The organism is Streptococcus sp. C150, assembly GCF_000187445.1.
Lineage (GTDB): Bacteria > Bacillota > Bacilli > Lactobacillales > Streptococcaceae > Streptococcus > Streptococcus raffinosi.
Genome location: NZ_GL698451.1, coordinates 53,752 through 66,951 on the forward strand (window position 1 = coordinate 53,752; position 13,200 = coordinate 66,951).

The 13,200-nt window shown below is 36.0% G+C and carries 16 protein-coding genes; 8 read left to right on the forward strand and 8 right to left on the reverse strand.

Features of this window, described 5'->3' with window-relative positions:
* Positions 1 to 19 precede the first annotated feature (19 nt).
* Genes HMPREF0848_RS08680 through HMPREF0848_RS08690 form a run of 3 tightly spaced genes read right to left on the reverse strand, consistent with a single transcriptional unit; the run spans position 20 to position 1,750 of the window.
* Positions 20 to 856 (reverse strand): DUF4097 family beta strand repeat-containing protein, encoded by an 837-nt coding sequence (locus HMPREF0848_RS08680; protein ID WP_232203293.1) that lies wholly within the window; start codon positions 854 to 856, stop codon positions 20 to 22.
* A complete protein-coding gene (locus tag HMPREF0848_RS08685) occupies positions 853 to 1,437 on the reverse strand; it encodes a DUF1700 domain-containing protein (protein WP_002888164.1) in 585 nt (194 codons plus the stop codon). Before HMPREF0848_RS08685 ends, HMPREF0848_RS08680 begins: the two co-directional genes overlap by 4 nt.
* On the reverse strand, positions 1,424 to 1,750 hold the full coding sequence (locus HMPREF0848_RS08690; protein WP_008536003.1) for a PadR family transcriptional regulator: 327 nt from the start codon (positions 1,748 to 1,750) through the stop codon (positions 1,424 to 1,426). The genes HMPREF0848_RS08685 and HMPREF0848_RS08690 overlap by 14 nt, the downstream gene beginning before the upstream one ends.
* Before the next feature lie 162 nt (positions 1,751 to 1,912).
* On the opposite strand from HMPREF0848_RS08690, the gene HMPREF0848_RS08695 reads away from it, so the two are divergent.
* A complete protein-coding gene (locus tag HMPREF0848_RS08695) occupies positions 1,913 to 2,521 on the forward strand; it encodes an NUDIX hydrolase (RefSeq protein WP_037609433.1) in 609 nt (202 codons plus the stop codon).
* Between the two features lie 159 nt (positions 2,522 to 2,680).
* Here HMPREF0848_RS08695 and HMPREF0848_RS08700 read toward each other — a convergent pair whose 3' ends face one another.
* Positions 2,681 to 4,051 (reverse strand): DHA2 family efflux MFS transporter permease subunit, encoded by a 1,371-nt coding sequence (locus HMPREF0848_RS08700; protein WP_008536007.1) that lies wholly within the window; start codon positions 4,049 to 4,051, stop codon positions 2,681 to 2,683.
* A 40-nt stretch (positions 4,052 to 4,091) separates the two neighbouring features.
* Entirely contained in the window at positions 4,092 to 4,217 is a 126-nt protein-coding gene (locus HMPREF0848_RS08705) for a hypothetical protein (RefSeq protein ID WP_037609435.1), read from the reverse strand.
* A gap of 102 nt (positions 4,218 to 4,319) precedes the next feature.
* Between HMPREF0848_RS08705 and HMPREF0848_RS08710 the strand changes: the two genes are divergently transcribed.
* Positions 4,320 to 4,649, forward strand: a complete 330-nt coding sequence (locus tag HMPREF0848_RS08710) for a winged helix-turn-helix transcriptional regulator (RefSeq protein WP_008536009.1) — start codon at positions 4,320 to 4,322, stop codon at positions 4,647 to 4,649.
* 596 nt (positions 4,650 to 5,245) lie between these two features.
* Here the strand turns inward: HMPREF0848_RS08710 and rpmG are convergent.
* Positions 5,246 to 5,395, reverse strand: a complete 150-nt coding sequence (rpmG, locus tag HMPREF0848_RS08715) for a 50S ribosomal protein L33 (RefSeq protein WP_002262412.1) — start codon at positions 5,393 to 5,395, stop codon at positions 5,246 to 5,248.
* Positions 5,396 to 5,410: 15 nt separating this feature from the next.
* Positions 5,411 to 5,593 carry a 50S ribosomal protein L32 gene (rpmF, locus tag HMPREF0848_RS08720; RefSeq protein ID WP_002885630.1) on the reverse strand — a complete coding sequence of 61 codons (183 nt, stop codon included), beginning with the start codon at positions 5,591 to 5,593 and terminating at the stop codon, positions 5,411 to 5,413.
* Positions 5,594 to 5,816: 223 nt separating this feature from the next.
* On the opposite strand from rpmF, the gene HMPREF0848_RS08725 reads away from it, so the two are divergent.
* From HMPREF0848_RS08725 to yaaA, 6 genes are all read left to right on the forward strand, one after another.
* The gene (locus tag HMPREF0848_RS08725) at positions 5,817 to 6,929 is read left to right on the forward strand and encodes a vitamin B12 independent methionine synthase (protein WP_002887481.1); all 1,113 of its coding nucleotides are present in this window, start codon (positions 5,817 to 5,819) and stop codon (positions 6,927 to 6,929) included.
* A 303-nt stretch (positions 6,930 to 7,232) separates the two neighbouring features.
* Complete coding sequence (gene hisS, locus HMPREF0848_RS08730) at positions 7,233 to 8,513, forward strand: histidine--tRNA ligase (protein ID WP_008536040.1); 1,281 nt, start codon at positions 7,233 to 7,235, stop codon at positions 8,511 to 8,513.
* Between the two features lie 7 nt (positions 8,514 to 8,520).
* Complete coding sequence (locus tag HMPREF0848_RS08735) at positions 8,521 to 8,943, forward strand: hypothetical protein (protein WP_008536042.1); 423 nt, start codon at positions 8,521 to 8,523, stop codon at positions 8,941 to 8,943.
* 109 nt (positions 8,944 to 9,052) lie between these two features.
* Positions 9,053 to 10,804 (forward strand): aspartate--tRNA ligase, encoded by a 1,752-nt coding sequence (aspS, locus tag HMPREF0848_RS08740; RefSeq protein ID WP_008536043.1) that lies wholly within the window; start codon positions 9,053 to 9,055, stop codon positions 10,802 to 10,804.
* Positions 10,797 to 11,738, forward strand: coding sequence for a YitT family protein (locus HMPREF0848_RS08745; RefSeq protein WP_002887485.1), 942 nt, complete (start codon positions 10,797 to 10,799; stop codon positions 11,736 to 11,738). The genes aspS and HMPREF0848_RS08745 overlap by 8 nt, the downstream gene beginning before the upstream one ends.
* An 85-nt stretch (positions 11,739 to 11,823) precedes the next feature.
* Positions 11,824 to 12,555: a peroxide stress protein YaaA gene (gene yaaA, locus HMPREF0848_RS08750; protein WP_008536044.1), complete on the forward strand. Its 732-nt coding sequence runs from the start codon at positions 11,824 to 11,826 to the stop codon at positions 12,553 to 12,555.
* A gap of 35 nt (positions 12,556 to 12,590) precedes the next feature.
* On the opposite strand, the gene nrdG is transcribed toward yaaA, so the two are convergent.
* Positions 12,591 to 13,196, reverse strand: a complete 606-nt coding sequence (nrdG, locus tag HMPREF0848_RS08755; RefSeq protein ID WP_008536045.1) for an anaerobic ribonucleoside-triphosphate reductase activating protein — start codon at positions 13,194 to 13,196, stop codon at positions 12,591 to 12,593.
* Positions 13,197 to 13,200 lie beyond the last annotated feature (4 nt).

Consider the following 13,200-nt stretch of genomic DNA (forward strand, 5'->3'; position numbering starts at 1 on the left):
TAGAGCTGACTTTTTTACGTTATTCGATGTAGATATCACCTAGATCAGAGGTAATGGTAAGTGTGTTGTCTTTTGAGTTCTTAAGGTTATTCGTAATCTCTGTTTCTCCCGAATGACTGTCAGCTTGAACATTAATAGTATGATTTTTAAGACTTATTTCAACGTCACCTGAAGTAACATCAAGCTTGTTATGCCCATTAAATACCAAGTTGTTACCGGTATAATCCCCTAATGCAATAGATAAATCAGAGTTAGCGAAAAGCGTATCATTACTTTCAACACTACCGACAGCAAGATGGGCCTCTAGGTTATTAACAGTCATCTCGGTAAATGTTAGGTCACCTACTTTAAGGTCAATATTTGACTGTTTAATTGTGCTATTATTTAAATCTAAATTTCCAGATGCCAAATCTGCCTTTAGAAAATCAATCGTTTGTTTTTTAGGGAGTGTAATGATTATGGTATCGCTTTCGTTGAGAGTAGATAGATTTATTAAATCTTTTAATCCGAATAAGTTGAAATGATTATGGGAAGTTAGAGATTTATCAGAATAATTCTCGTTGATGCTTAATTGACGTTCCTTTACAGTAATGTCAATTGGATTTTTCTTTTTTTGATAATAAGTGATAGTTGCTTTACTAACGTTTCCAGTTTTAATAAGGATATTGTAGCTGTTACTTTTTATATCCATTCGATTGAAGTCGTTAACTTCTTTCTTTACAAAATCCAGATCATTTTTGGGCTGATTTTGTAAATCAGTTAAGGCTCCATGGCTGTAGCCCCAAATTGCTAATCCCCCACCTAAGAATACAGAAATGAGAGATATTCCAAGGACGACTTTTTTCCAAGTTTTCATGATTTTCTTCCTTTCTTGATGAGCCATTTAATCAATAGAGTAGTTAGCTTTACAAAAAGTTTACAGATTTCAAATGAAGCAAAAAGTAGTAAGAGCGCTCCCCCAAACATCAATAGTCCTAGACCTACTCCAAACAGTGTTGAAGCCAGTGAAACACTTAAGAGAGAGAAGCTTGTAAAGAAAGTGTAAACACCACTAATGAGTAAGGCAAAGGTAAGAGCTAAGGCAGTCACTATGACTGCGAAAATAATCATAAGAAGTGTCATTAGCATAGCTAAGAAGAATAGTAAAATTGGTAAGGCGACTGGACTGGCTAAAACAGCTAGGATAGCAATCCAAAGGATAGTCGTTTTATTGCGTAAGCTGCTCTTATCCTCAATAATCTTTTCATCAAGCAGACGAGTGATGACTTCATGAGCGGCTTCCTTAGGTGTACCCAATTCTGCAATAACTTGAGCTTCATTTTCAGGTCCAGCCTCCTCAAAGTACTCCATAAAATATTCTAGAGCCTCTTCGTAGTCCTTTTGTGGTAATTTTCGTAGATATTTTGTTAATTTGGCTAGATATTCAGTCTTTGTCATGTCTTAATCTCCCTTCCACAATACCGTCCAGAGTTTCTTTATAGGTTAACCATTCCTTATTAAGAAATTCTAACTGTTCTTTTCCCTCCGAGGTAATACTGTAGTATTTACGTTTTCTACCTTGATATTCTTGACTATAGGTCGTCATATAGCCGGCCTTTTCAAGTTTTTTAAGAATAGGATAAAGTGTTGATTCCTTGATATTAGATGCAAGTTTTATGGTTTGACTGATCTCATAACCATAGGAGTCTTCTCTATCGATAATAGCCAGTATTAAGAACTCTATCAGGATTGATGATGTTGGAAAATACATAGTCTACTCCTTCGCTTTTAGGATATGTATAAAAATTATATATAATTATTTTACATATTGAGTGTACCTCTTTTAGAAATATATGTCAATATTTTATATATAAAAATTTTATATAATAGGGCTATCTTGTTTTTTATGATAAGATGAAGTTAAGGAGTTCTTATGATTATTAAAGATAAATTGGCTCACTATGAGCCTAAGCCCTTGGGAGAATCTGGTCGCTATGCAGTACTCTTACCTTTGCTATACAATGAAAAAAATGAGAAGTATCAGGTTCTTTATCAAGTACGAAGTGAACATATTTCTCAGCCGGGAGAAGTTTCTTTTCCAGGTGGACATGTCGAAGATGGCGAGACTTTTCAAGAAGCCGCCATACGAGAAACTTGTGAGGAATTAAATATAGTTCCTAATCAAATTGATATTTGGGGAGAGATAGACTATCTTGTTCATCAGGGGAGAACCGTTCATTGCTTTGTAGGAAAACTGAATATAGATAATTGGGAAGATATTTCACCTAATGAAGAAGTGGCTCGTCTATTTACAGTAGATATTGACACCTTGTTGACAGAAAATCCAGTTTATTATACAGTGACTTCTACCTTGAGTGATGCGAAAGACTTCCCGTTTTTCCTGGTAAAAAACAGAGATAGATATAATTTTGGGTACAGTGAACGTCATATTCCTTTTTACAGAAACTTGACAGAAAATATATGGGGGATGACAGCTATGTTTACACATAGATTTACAGATATTTTGAAAGATTTAGATTAAAAATAAAAGATCAACATATTATCGTTGATCTTTTTGTTATTAGTTAGATTGTTTAATAGGGGAAAAGAAGTGAAATTCATTTCTGATATAGGAGTTTAGATTATTGATAAATAATATAAAAAGCAATCAACTTTTAAATTGATTGCGTTCTGTTTAGTTTTATTTTTTTTCATAAAGGTAACGACTAGCAATTAACCAAGTAGCAATATACATTATCACGTTAACCAAAAATGCGACAACGATGACTATATTCCAATCATGGGATAAATTAGTAGTTACAATCCCCATAATTGTTGTACCAAAAAGTCCACCAATCTGTTTGTTAGCGTTTAGAGTTGCACCAGCAATTCCAGATAATTCTTGACCAGCAGCTTCCATAAGAATGGTTGTAGTTGCTGGAGTTAACACTCCGATACCTAGACTCATTAAAGAAAATAAAGGAATTAGGATGTATAGTTGAATTTCATGAAAAAGAACTCCAATTCCAAAAATTCCTGCTGCTCCTACAATGGCAAAAATAATTGAGACAGTAGCGAGGCTTCCCACGGAAAATCGTTTTACGGCACGTGCGTAAAATAAATTACCAATAATTAAGACAATCATTCCTGGTAGAATGAGGAGTCCAGAAACCATTGAGGAAAGGTTTAAATAAGTTTGAAAATAGAGTCCTAGCACCAAAACAATGCCATATAGTGAAATGTTAACTACTAAACCTAATAGATTAGAGACAATAAACTTAGCATTTTTTAATAGTTGGTGGGGAACAATAGGTGCTTTACTTTTTTTATCGTGGACTACTAAACCAATAGCAAATAATATAAATAGGAGAAGAAACAATAAAAGATTTGAGTTACTATAACCATATTGATTCCCTTCAACAAGGTAAATAACTAGACTTCCGATAGTTGTAACCAGAAATATATTACTAAAGATGTCAATTCTGGTCTTTAGATTGGCAATATTATTTTTCACGAGAAGTAATATTGAAATTACTGTCAAAATTCCAAATGGAATATTGACCAAGAAAATACCCCTCCATCCGAAGTAGTTAATAATTAGTCCACCAATAAAAGAACCAGTACCGGTTGCAACAGAAATAATTGCTGTCCAGATTCCTAACATACGTGCTCTTTTAGTAGAATCGGGGTATGAAATGAATAAAAGTGCTAATGAACTTGGCATGAACAACGAAGCACCGAAACCTTGAATGAATCTAAGTATAATTAATGTTTCAATATTTGGTGAAAAAGAGCACCCTAACGAGGCAAGTGTAAAAATTGTCATTCCAATTAATAAAATTCGTTTAGCACCATATTTTGTTGTTAAATTTCCTGAAAGTAGGAGCAAAGACCCTAAAGCTAGTGTATAGGCATTAATAATCCAAATGGATTGCTCTAATGAGACGCTTATAGCTGTTTCAATATGAGGCACTGCAAGAACAACTCCGGTTGTATCTAGGACTGCCATAATGTATCCTAGCGAAAGAATAAAAAGTAGATAAGCTGGTGCTTTTGTATTTGTTTTTTTCATCAAGCTTCCTCCGTTATTTCATCAAACTAATTTTTATTTATCAATCAAAAGCAATATGTTTAACTTTCTGAAAATATTTTACTTGAGTATGTCCAGTACTAAAGTATCTTCCATCAGCGCAACCGAGAATATCTTCGATACGGTCAAACATAGTTGTAATATCCATAGTAATTTCTCCCTTCAAGTGATACAATTAACTTATCATGTAATTATTTATGAAACAAGAAGGGAAAAAAAGTATAGTAACTATCAAAAAAGGAGAAAATGAATGGAGACTTGCAAGATGCAACCTTTGAAAAAATCAATTTGTCCAGCAAGAAGGGTCTTGAATTTACTAAAGGGTAAATTTACTCTTGAGATTTTATCTGAAATTATTGATGGTAATATACATTATGGTAGTCTTCTGCGTAGTGTAGAAGGTATTAATCCTAGAATATTAGCGCAACGGTTACATGATTTCGAGCAAGAAGGCATTTTATCAAGAAAAGTTTTACCGACATCGCCTCCACAGGTTGAATATAAAATGACAAAAAAAGGTATTGCTCTAAGAAGCATCGTTGAAGAAATGAAAAAATGGGAGCAAACTTATAGTAATTAGATTGAATTTACATAATTTATTACTAATATTTTTCTATAAATAGAAAATGTAATTCTGAAAGATTTGGTAACCTTGTTAATCAAGGCAACGTAAAACACTAGTTCAAATGTGTGACTAGATTTTTTGGCTCTATAATTTTTGTCTAGGGTAAAACCATAGGTAGGAACAGGAAAAATAAAAAATCATCTAAATAGTTGTGTGAATTTTTGGTATAGATTAGCTCGATTCAATGATTTTAGGGTAAGATTCACACCATTCAGATGAAATAAGTTGAGATTGATTGGAATAACGCTTTCAGAAAAGTGTATAGATGCTTGATATTAAAGGCTTTTGATTTTCAGTCAAACAGAAGTTGTTAAAACCAGAACTAAAAAAGCTCATAAAGCAAGTTGATTTTCAAAATGTTAAAAGACGCTCTAGTTAGTCATAAAACTAGAGCGTCTTTTATTTGGTTATCCTATTAAATTTTTCAAACCTAAAAAGGTAGAGAAAAAGGTAGAGTTTGAATTGAAATACAGTGCAATATATCGCATTTGGCAAAAAGAAAAAACGCTTGAAATCAGCGTTTTTCTTATGTATTGATTCGTATTGAATGCTTACTTCACCTCTGTAAAGATTACGTGTTTACGCAATTTTGGTGAGTATTTTTTCAATTGAAGACGGTCTGGAGTGTTACGTTTGTTTTTTGAAGTAAGGTACAAGCGTTCACCAGATTCTTTGTGTTCAAGTGTAATATTTACGCGCATGGTATCTCCCTTCTATTATTTAGCTGCGTTAGCTTTAGCGATTTTACGTCCTTTGTAGTATCCTTTAAGTGATACACGGTGTGAACGTGAGTAATCTCCAGTTGTTTCGTCAAATTGTACTGATGGAGCAGTCAATTTGTAGTGTGTACGACGTTTGTTTTTCTTCGCTTTTGAAGTGTGACGTGCAGGTACTGCCATTTCTTTATTTCCTCCGAATTAATATTTATGTTCTTGATTTTAAATCAACTATAACAGAATAACATATCTTTTTTGTAAAGTAAAGTTACTTGACAAAAAACTTTTTAGGAAGTCTCATAGTTAATAGCTATATCAATGGATAATATTTATATATTTCACAGCTATAACTGTAAGTGCTAGAATAGGATTATTATAGTAAGAGAATCAAAAGGAGTAAATAGATATGAGTAAAGTACATTATCATTTTGACCATGTTGGGTCTTACCTTCGTCCGCAAGCTTTAAAAGAAGCACGTGAAAAATTTGCAGATGGGGACATTTCTCAAGATGAATTGTTGAAAGTACAAGATGAGTTGGTTAAAGATTTGGTACACCATGAGGTGGAAAATGGTCTTCAAGTGGTCTCTGATGGTGAATTTGGTCGTTCTTGGTGGCATCTTGACTTCCTTTGGAATTTGACTGGTTTTGAAGCCTATCAACAAGAAGATTCATATAAATTCCATGGAGCTAAGACACGTACAACCAACGTTCGTATCAATGGTAAGATTGCTGAAAACCCTAATCATCCTTTCTATCGCGACTTTGAATATCTTAAATCAGTGACTCCTGAAGGAATTACTCCAAAAGTAACTATTCCAAGTCCATCACTCATCATTAATCGTGACCACCGTAGTGATCTTTATGCTGATTACTATGATTCATGGACAGATTTCCTTGATGATTTGGCTAAAGCTTACCATGATACCATCCAACATTTTTACGATTTGGGTGCACGTTATGTACAGTTGGATGATACGACTTGGGGTTATTTGATTCAACAGTTTGAGAATGAAAAAAATAATCCTGAAAAAACAGCTGAGTTGGCAAAAATTGCTGAAGACGATGTGTATACTATCAACAAAGCCTTAGAAGGTCTTCCAGAAGATTTGACTTTGGCTACACATATTTGCCGTGGAAACTTTAAATCTACATACCTTTTTGAAGGCGGCTATGATTCAGTGGCTAAATATCTTGGTCAATTAAACTATGATATCTTCTTTTTGGAATACGACGATGCGCGTTCAGGTAGCTTCGCTCCACTTCCAACAATTTGGAATAATCGTGATCATGTTGAATTGGTCCTTGGTGTGATTACTTCTAAGGATCCTGCTTTGGAAGATGTAGATGCTGTTATCGCTCGTATCCATGAAGCAGCAAATCTTGTACCACTTAAGAACCTCGGTATTTCAACTCAATGTGGCTTTGCATCGACTGAAGAAGGTAATATTTTGACAGAGCAAGATGAGTGGAATAAGTTGCAACTGATTAAATCAATTACTGATAAAGTTTGGTCATAATAGAACAAGTGTATAGGATGGGGTTAGCCTGTCCTATTTTTAATAGCAAGAAAGGTATCATGGAAGACAAAGAGACAAAACAAAGAATTCTATAGGTTTTTGGAAAAAGGAGAGCCCCTCATAATTTCACTACTTGTTTGTTGATGAGTAAGATTAACCATTATACATACCGGGAGTTTTGTTTCTTCTTTCAAAAATACTCTACCATTTCCCAAATGCCATGCAATTTATGTTAGAATAGAGTGATTATATCTGTAATAACGGAAAAGGAGGGCAGGCCCATTTGAGGTCTGTATCATTATTATGAAACTTCAAAAACCTAAGGGCACGCAAGATATTTTGCCTGCTGATAGTGCCAAATGGCAGTACGTGGAAAATGTTGCACGTGAAACATTTAAAAAATACAATTATGGTGAGATTCGTACACCTATGTTTGAACATTATGAGGTTATTTCACGTTCAGTAGGTGATACAACTGATATTGTGACTAAGGAAATGTACGATTTTCATGATAAGGGAGATCGTCACATCACTCTGCGTCCGGAAGGAACAGCGCCCGTTGTACGTTCTTATGTAGAAAATAAACTTTTTGCGCCAGAGGTTCAAAAACCTGTTAAAGTATATTATATTGGTTCAATGTTCCGTTATGAACGTCCTCAGGCAGGTCGTTTGCGTGAGTTCCACCAATTGGGGGTAGAGTGCTTTGGATCAAAAAATCCAGCAACAGATGTTGAAACCATTGCTATGGCCTATCAACTCTTTAATACGCTTGGAATTAAGGATGTTACCCTTCATTTGAATAGTCTTGGAAATACTGAAAGTCGTCAGGCTTATCGTCAGGCCTTGATTGACTATTTGACACCAATGCGTGAGAGTTTATCAAAAGATAGTCAACGTCGTTTGGATGAAAATCCCTTGCGAGTACTCGATTCAAAAGAAAAAGAAGATAAGCTTGCAGTTGAAAATGCTCCATCTATCCTTGATTATCTAGATGAAGAAAGTCAAGCTCATTTTGACGAAGTGCGTACCATGCTTGAGAGTCTTAACATTCCTTACGTGATTGATACCAACATGGTACGTGGTCTAGATTACTATAATCACACGATTTTTGAATTTATCACTACTATTGATAAGTCTGAATTGACAATCTGTGCGGGCGGTCGTTACGATAGTTTGGTGGAGTACTTTGGTGGTCCAGAAACAGCTGGTTTTGGTTTTGGACTTGGTTTGGAACGTTTGCTCTTGGTTCTTGATAAACAAGGTATTACTCTTCCTGTAGAAGAAGGTTTGGATGTCTACATTGCAGTTCTAGGTTCAGAAGCCAATGGTAAAGCACTCGAGTTAGCTCAAGCTATCCGTCATCAAGGATTTAAGGCCGAACGTGATTACCTTGGACGCAAGATTAAAGCACAATTTAAGTCAGCAGATGCCTTTAAGGCTAAAACTGTCATCACCTTAGGTGAGAGTGAATTAGAGTCAGGTCAGGTTAGTGTTAAAAATAATACCACTCGAGAGGAAGTAACTGTAAGTTTTGAGGAGCTAACAGAGAATTTTGCAGCAGTTCTGGACCAATTAGAAAAGTAGGAGGCTTATGGTTAGTATAGTTGATATGCTTAAAAGAAGTGAAAACTTTAGTTTGGCTTTTAATCGTAGTATGCCTATTCACTTTCAACAACAGTTTTGGCAGTTGATTGCTCTTCTGGATAAACATGAAATTACCTGGTTTAATGACGAGCCTGCAAGTGATCATGCAATGTGTCAACAGTTACTTGGCCAAGTTTGGCGTCAAGATTGCCAAGATGTGGTCTTAAGTTTTGAAACTCAGGAACGTTATTTAGGGTGGCAGGTAGATGAAGAAACTGATGAACTTAGTGTTATTATTGAAGATGTTTATGGTTTCCGATGGAATAGCTTACTTGATTTAGAGACTGCTGATTATCATTTTGAAGATTTTGACGAGTTTGCTGAAGATTACGTAGATACTAGTGATTTGTTGAAACAATTTGGTAAATAGTTTGATAAAAAAGAAAGTCTATTAAAATTCTAACCCGAAATGGGTGGGGTTTTGATGGGCTTTTTGCTATAATAGTTAAGACTAAAAAATTAACGAAAGAAGTGTAATTATGAAACGTTCTATGTATGCCGGACGTGTTCGAAGCGAACATATCGGAACTACTATTACTTTGAAAGGTTGGGTATCTCGTCGTCGTAACCTCGGAGGTTTGATTTTCATTGACCTTCGTGACCGTGAAGGTTTGATGCAATTGGTTGTTAACCCTGAAAATGCAGATGCAGCTGTTGTTGAAACAGCCGAGAGCCTACGTAGCGAATTTGTTATTGAAGTAACAGGAACAGTTGAAGCACGTGAACAAGCTAATGACAACTTGCCTACAGGTGCTGTTGAACTAAAAGTTGAAGACCTCAAAATCCTTAATACTGCCAAAACAACACCGTTTGAAATCAAAGATGGTGTTGAGGCTAGTGATGATACACGTATGCGTTACCGTTACTTGGATCTTCGTCGTCCAGAAATGTTGGAAAACTTTAAGCTTCGTGCTAAGGTAACTCACGCTATTCGTAATTATCTTGATGACTTGGAATTTATCGATGTCGAAACACCAATGTTGACAAAATCAACACCAGAAGGTGCACGTGATTATTTGGTGCCAAGTCGTGTTAGCCAAGGTCATTTTTACGCTCTTCCGCAAAGTCCTCAAATCACTAAACAATTGTTGATGAATGCTGGTTTTGACCGTTATTATCAAATTGTTAAGTGTTTCCGTGATGAAGATTTGCGTGGAGACCGTCAACCTGAGTTTACACAAGTTGACTTAGAAACATCATTCCTTAATGAGCAAGAAATCCAAGATATTACAGAAGGATTGATTGCCAAGGTTATGAAAGAAACTAAAGGAATTAATGTCACACTGCAATTCCCACGTATGTCTTATGATGATGCCATGAATAACTATGGATCCGATAAGCCAGATACACGCTTTGATATGCTTTTACAAGACTTGACAGATATTGTAAAGGGTGTAGACTTCAAAGTGTTTGCTGAGGCACCAGCTGTTAAGGCAATTGTTGTCAAAGGAAATGCAGATAAGTACTCACGTAAAAGCATTGACAAGTTGACAGAGTTTGCTAAACAATTTGGTGCTAAAGGTCTTGCTTGGGTTAAAATGACTGATGGTGCTCTAGCAGGTCCAGTTGCTAAATTCTTGACAAGTATTGAAGGTAAGTTGACAGATGCTTTACAACTTGAAGAGAATGATTTAGTCCTTTTTGTAGCAGATACTCTTGAAGTTGCTAATAATACACTTGGCGCTTTACGTAATCAAATTGCTAAAGAACTTGACATGATTGATACCACTAAGTTCAACTTCCTTTGGGTTGTTGATTGGCCAATGTTTGAGTGGTCTGAAGAAGAAGGACGTTATATGTCTGCTCACCACCCATTCACCTTGCCAACAGAAGAGTCTGCATCAAATCTTGAAGGGGATCTTTCTAAGGTACGTGCTGTGGCTTATGATATTGTCTTGAATGGTTATGAGCTTGGTGGGGGTAGCCTACGTATCAATCATAAAGACCTACAGGAACGTATGTTGAAAGCCCTTGGCTTCTCTGAAGAATCAGCCTACGAGCAATTTGGATTCCTTCTTGAAGCTATGGACTATGGTTTCCCACCACACGGTGGTTTGGCTATCGGTCTTGACCGTTTTGTTATGCTTCTTGCAGGTAAAGATAATATTCGTGAGGTGATTGCCTTCCCTAAAAATAATAAGGCATCAGATCCTATGACTCAGGCTCCAAGTCTTGTGGCTGATAAACAGTTGGAAGAACTTGCTCTTCATGTAGAATTAGAAAATGAATAAAACACGTCTTCACAAACATGTTAAATTTGTAGCGAAAAAATCTGCGAAGAAGATAGGTGTTTGGCAGGCTATTCGTAGTATTTCTCGTGAAAAATATACTGAGAAGGTCTCAGCATCGTTACTATACGGACTCTTATCATCAATCGCTGTGAATTTCTTTTTTCAACCAGGTCACGTCTATTCAAGTGGGGCAACAGGGTTGGCACAGGTTTTATCAGCATTGAGTGTTAGAACTCTTGGTTTTGAGATTCCTGTATCATTGACTTTTTATGCTATTAATATTCCGCTCTTGATTCTTGCATGGAATAAAATTGGCCATAAGTTTACTATCTTCACCTTCATTACAGTAACAATGAGCTCCCTGTTCATTCAGGTAATGCCTCATGTTACCTTGACTGAGGATCCTTTGATTAATGCTATCTTCGGTGGCTTGGTTATGGGTACAGGTATTGGATTTGGTTTGAAATCTCGTATTTCAAGTGGAGGTACGGATATTGTCAGCCTTACCATTCGTAAGAAAACTGGTCGTGATGTGGGAAATATCTCTCTGATTGTCAATGGGATTATCATGATTTTTGCCGGTATACTTTTTGGTTGGAAATATGCCCTGTATTCAATGGTGACAATTTTTGTCTCAAGCCGAGTAACGGATGCGATTTTTACTAAGCAAAAGAAAATGCAGGCTATGATTGTTACAAGTAATCCTGATCCAGTTGTACGAATGATTCAGAAGAAACTCCACCGTGGAGTAACAATGATCAATGATGCGGAAGGTACTTATAATCATGAAAAAAAAGCAGTTTTGCTGACTATTATTACCCGTGAAGAGTACACTGATTTTAAGTATTACATGAGAAAAGCAGACCCTAAAGCATTTGTTTCTATTGCTGAAAATGTACATATTCTAGGTCGTTTTGTTGATTTAGATGACTAAGTAAAAAGGAAGTTGACGTCTGTTGACTTCTTTTTTACTAGAGAGAATTCTTGACGAAATGTTTACATGACCTTACAATAACAGTATGATTAGATTTTTGATTCCAACTGCAAAAGAAATGAAGACCCTCAATGAAGTTCCGTATCAGAAGATTTCTGAAAAGAGTGTGGTTATTCTCAAAGAAATGGCAAAGTTATCCACAGAAGAATTATCCACAGCTTATAAAATAAAGCCTGAGCAGGCTGAGAAAGAGAAGCAGCGCTGGGATAGAATGTTGGCTGGGGAAGCAAGGAGCTATCCTGCAATAGAGCTTTTTAATGGCTTGATGTATCGCCATATTAAACGTAGTGACTTATCCACATGTGAAAAAGATTTTTTAAGCCAACAGGTATTTATTACATCTTCTTTTTATGGAATTATTCCAGCTTTTTATTCAATTCAAGAACATCGTCATGACTTTCATACGAAGGTTAAGGTTAATGGTCGGTCCTTAAAAAACTACTGGCGTGCTGAATATGATCAATTCCTAGAAGAGAGTCAAGTTCCAGTTGTTTCTTTACTTTCAAGTGAATTTGAAGATGTCTTTAGTCCAGCTCTTCGTAAGCAGTTATTCACAGTTAGTTTTATGGAAGACCGTAATGGTCTTCTTAAGACACATTCAACGATTTCTAAAAAAGCTAGAGGGGCTTTTTTGACGGCTGTAATGAAAGAAAATTGTCAAACCATTGATGACTTACGAAAATTATCCTTTGATGAGTTTCACTATCGTGAAGATTTATCCTCTGAGCATGAGCTGTTCTTTGTTAAAATAGTTTAGAAAAAAGCCTGAGTTTTTTGAACTCAGACTTTTCTTTATATCATATCTTTACGATCGACTTGCTCATAGTTAGTTTGACCATCATTTAACTTGTCCCAAATAACGACTTCTCCTTGATTAAAAGATTTTTTGACATCAATAATACGTTGATTAGACGATCCTCGAAACTGAAGCATAAGGTTCTTTTTAGTAATGTCAAAGCGTCCATCTACGAGAATGTCAATGAGATGAAGAAGCTCGATCTTATCAGGAGTTTCAAGCATCAACTCCTCCCAAGTATAACCAGTCCAAGACCAAATATCTTTTTCCGGGAGTTCCTCACGAATTCGTTTGACTAGGGGAATGAGAATTCCTGTGTTTAGGAAGGGTTCACCACCCAGTAGCGTGAGACCTTGTACGTAAGGTTGAGCTAGGTCCTGCATGATTTGTTCCTCAAGTTCTTTAGTATAGGGCATCCCTGCCTTAAAGGACCAGGTGGCAGCATTATAACATCCCTCGCAATGAAACATACAGCCAGAGACATAAAGTGAGTTACGCACCCCTTCGCCATCGACGAAGTTAAAAGCTTTGTAGTCAATAATGCGTCCTTGACTAAGTTCTTCAGACTTCCATTCTTGAGGTTTTGGTGTATTCCATGTCATAATT

What these genes read in the sequence shown, in the direction of transcription:
- HMPREF0848_RS08735 (WP_008536042.1), top strand. Translation starts at nt 8,521, where the DNA reads ATGGTTAGTATAGTTGATATGCTTAAAAGAAGTGAAAACTTTAGTTTG.
- HMPREF0848_RS08685 (WP_002888164.1), bottom strand. Translation starts at nt 1,437, where the DNA reads ATGACAAAGACTGAATATCTAGCCAAATTAACAAAATATCTACGAAAA.
- aspS (WP_008536043.1), top strand. Translation starts at nt 9,053, where the DNA reads ATGAAACGTTCTATGTATGCCGGACGTGTTCGAAGCGAACATATCGGA.
- hisS (WP_008536040.1), top strand. Translation starts at nt 7,233, where the DNA reads ATGAAACTTCAAAAACCTAAGGGCACGCAAGATATTTTGCCTGCTGAT.
- HMPREF0848_RS08745 (WP_002887485.1), top strand. Translation starts at nt 10,797, where the DNA reads ATGAATAAAACACGTCTTCACAAACATGTTAAATTTGTAGCGAAAAAA.
- HMPREF0848_RS08680 (WP_232203293.1), bottom strand. Translation starts at nt 856, where the DNA reads ATGAAAACTTGGAAAAAAGTCGTCCTTGGAATATCTCTCATTTCTGTA.
- HMPREF0848_RS08690 (WP_008536003.1), bottom strand. Translation starts at nt 1,750, where the DNA reads ATGTATTTTCCAACATCATCAATCCTGATAGAGTTCTTAATACTGGCT.
- HMPREF0848_RS08695 (WP_037609433.1), top strand. Translation starts at nt 1,913, where the DNA reads ATGATTATTAAAGATAAATTGGCTCACTATGAGCCTAAGCCCTTGGGA.
- nrdG (WP_008536045.1), bottom strand. Translation starts at nt 13,196, where the DNA reads ATGACATGGAATACACCAAAACCTCAAGAATGGAAGTCTGAAGAACTT.
- yaaA (WP_008536044.1), top strand. Translation starts at nt 11,824, where the DNA reads ATGATTAGATTTTTGATTCCAACTGCAAAAGAAATGAAGACCCTCAAT.
- HMPREF0848_RS08700 (WP_008536007.1), bottom strand. Translation starts at nt 4,051, where the DNA reads ATGAAAAAAACAAATACAAAAGCACCAGCTTATCTACTTTTTATTCTT.
- rpmG (WP_002262412.1), bottom strand. Translation starts at nt 5,395, where the DNA reads ATGCGCGTAAATATTACACTTGAACACAAAGAATCTGGTGAACGCTTG.
- HMPREF0848_RS08710 (WP_008536009.1), top strand. Translation starts at nt 4,320, where the DNA reads ATGGAGACTTGCAAGATGCAACCTTTGAAAAAATCAATTTGTCCAGCA.
- HMPREF0848_RS08725 (WP_002887481.1), top strand. Translation starts at nt 5,817, where the DNA reads ATGAGTAAAGTACATTATCATTTTGACCATGTTGGGTCTTACCTTCGT.
- rpmF (WP_002885630.1), bottom strand. Translation starts at nt 5,593, where the DNA reads ATGGCAGTACCTGCACGTCACACTTCAAAAGCGAAGAAAAACAAACGT.
- HMPREF0848_RS08705 (WP_037609435.1), bottom strand. Translation starts at nt 4,217, where the DNA reads ATGGATATTACAACTATGTTTGACCGTATCGAAGATATTCTCGGTTGC.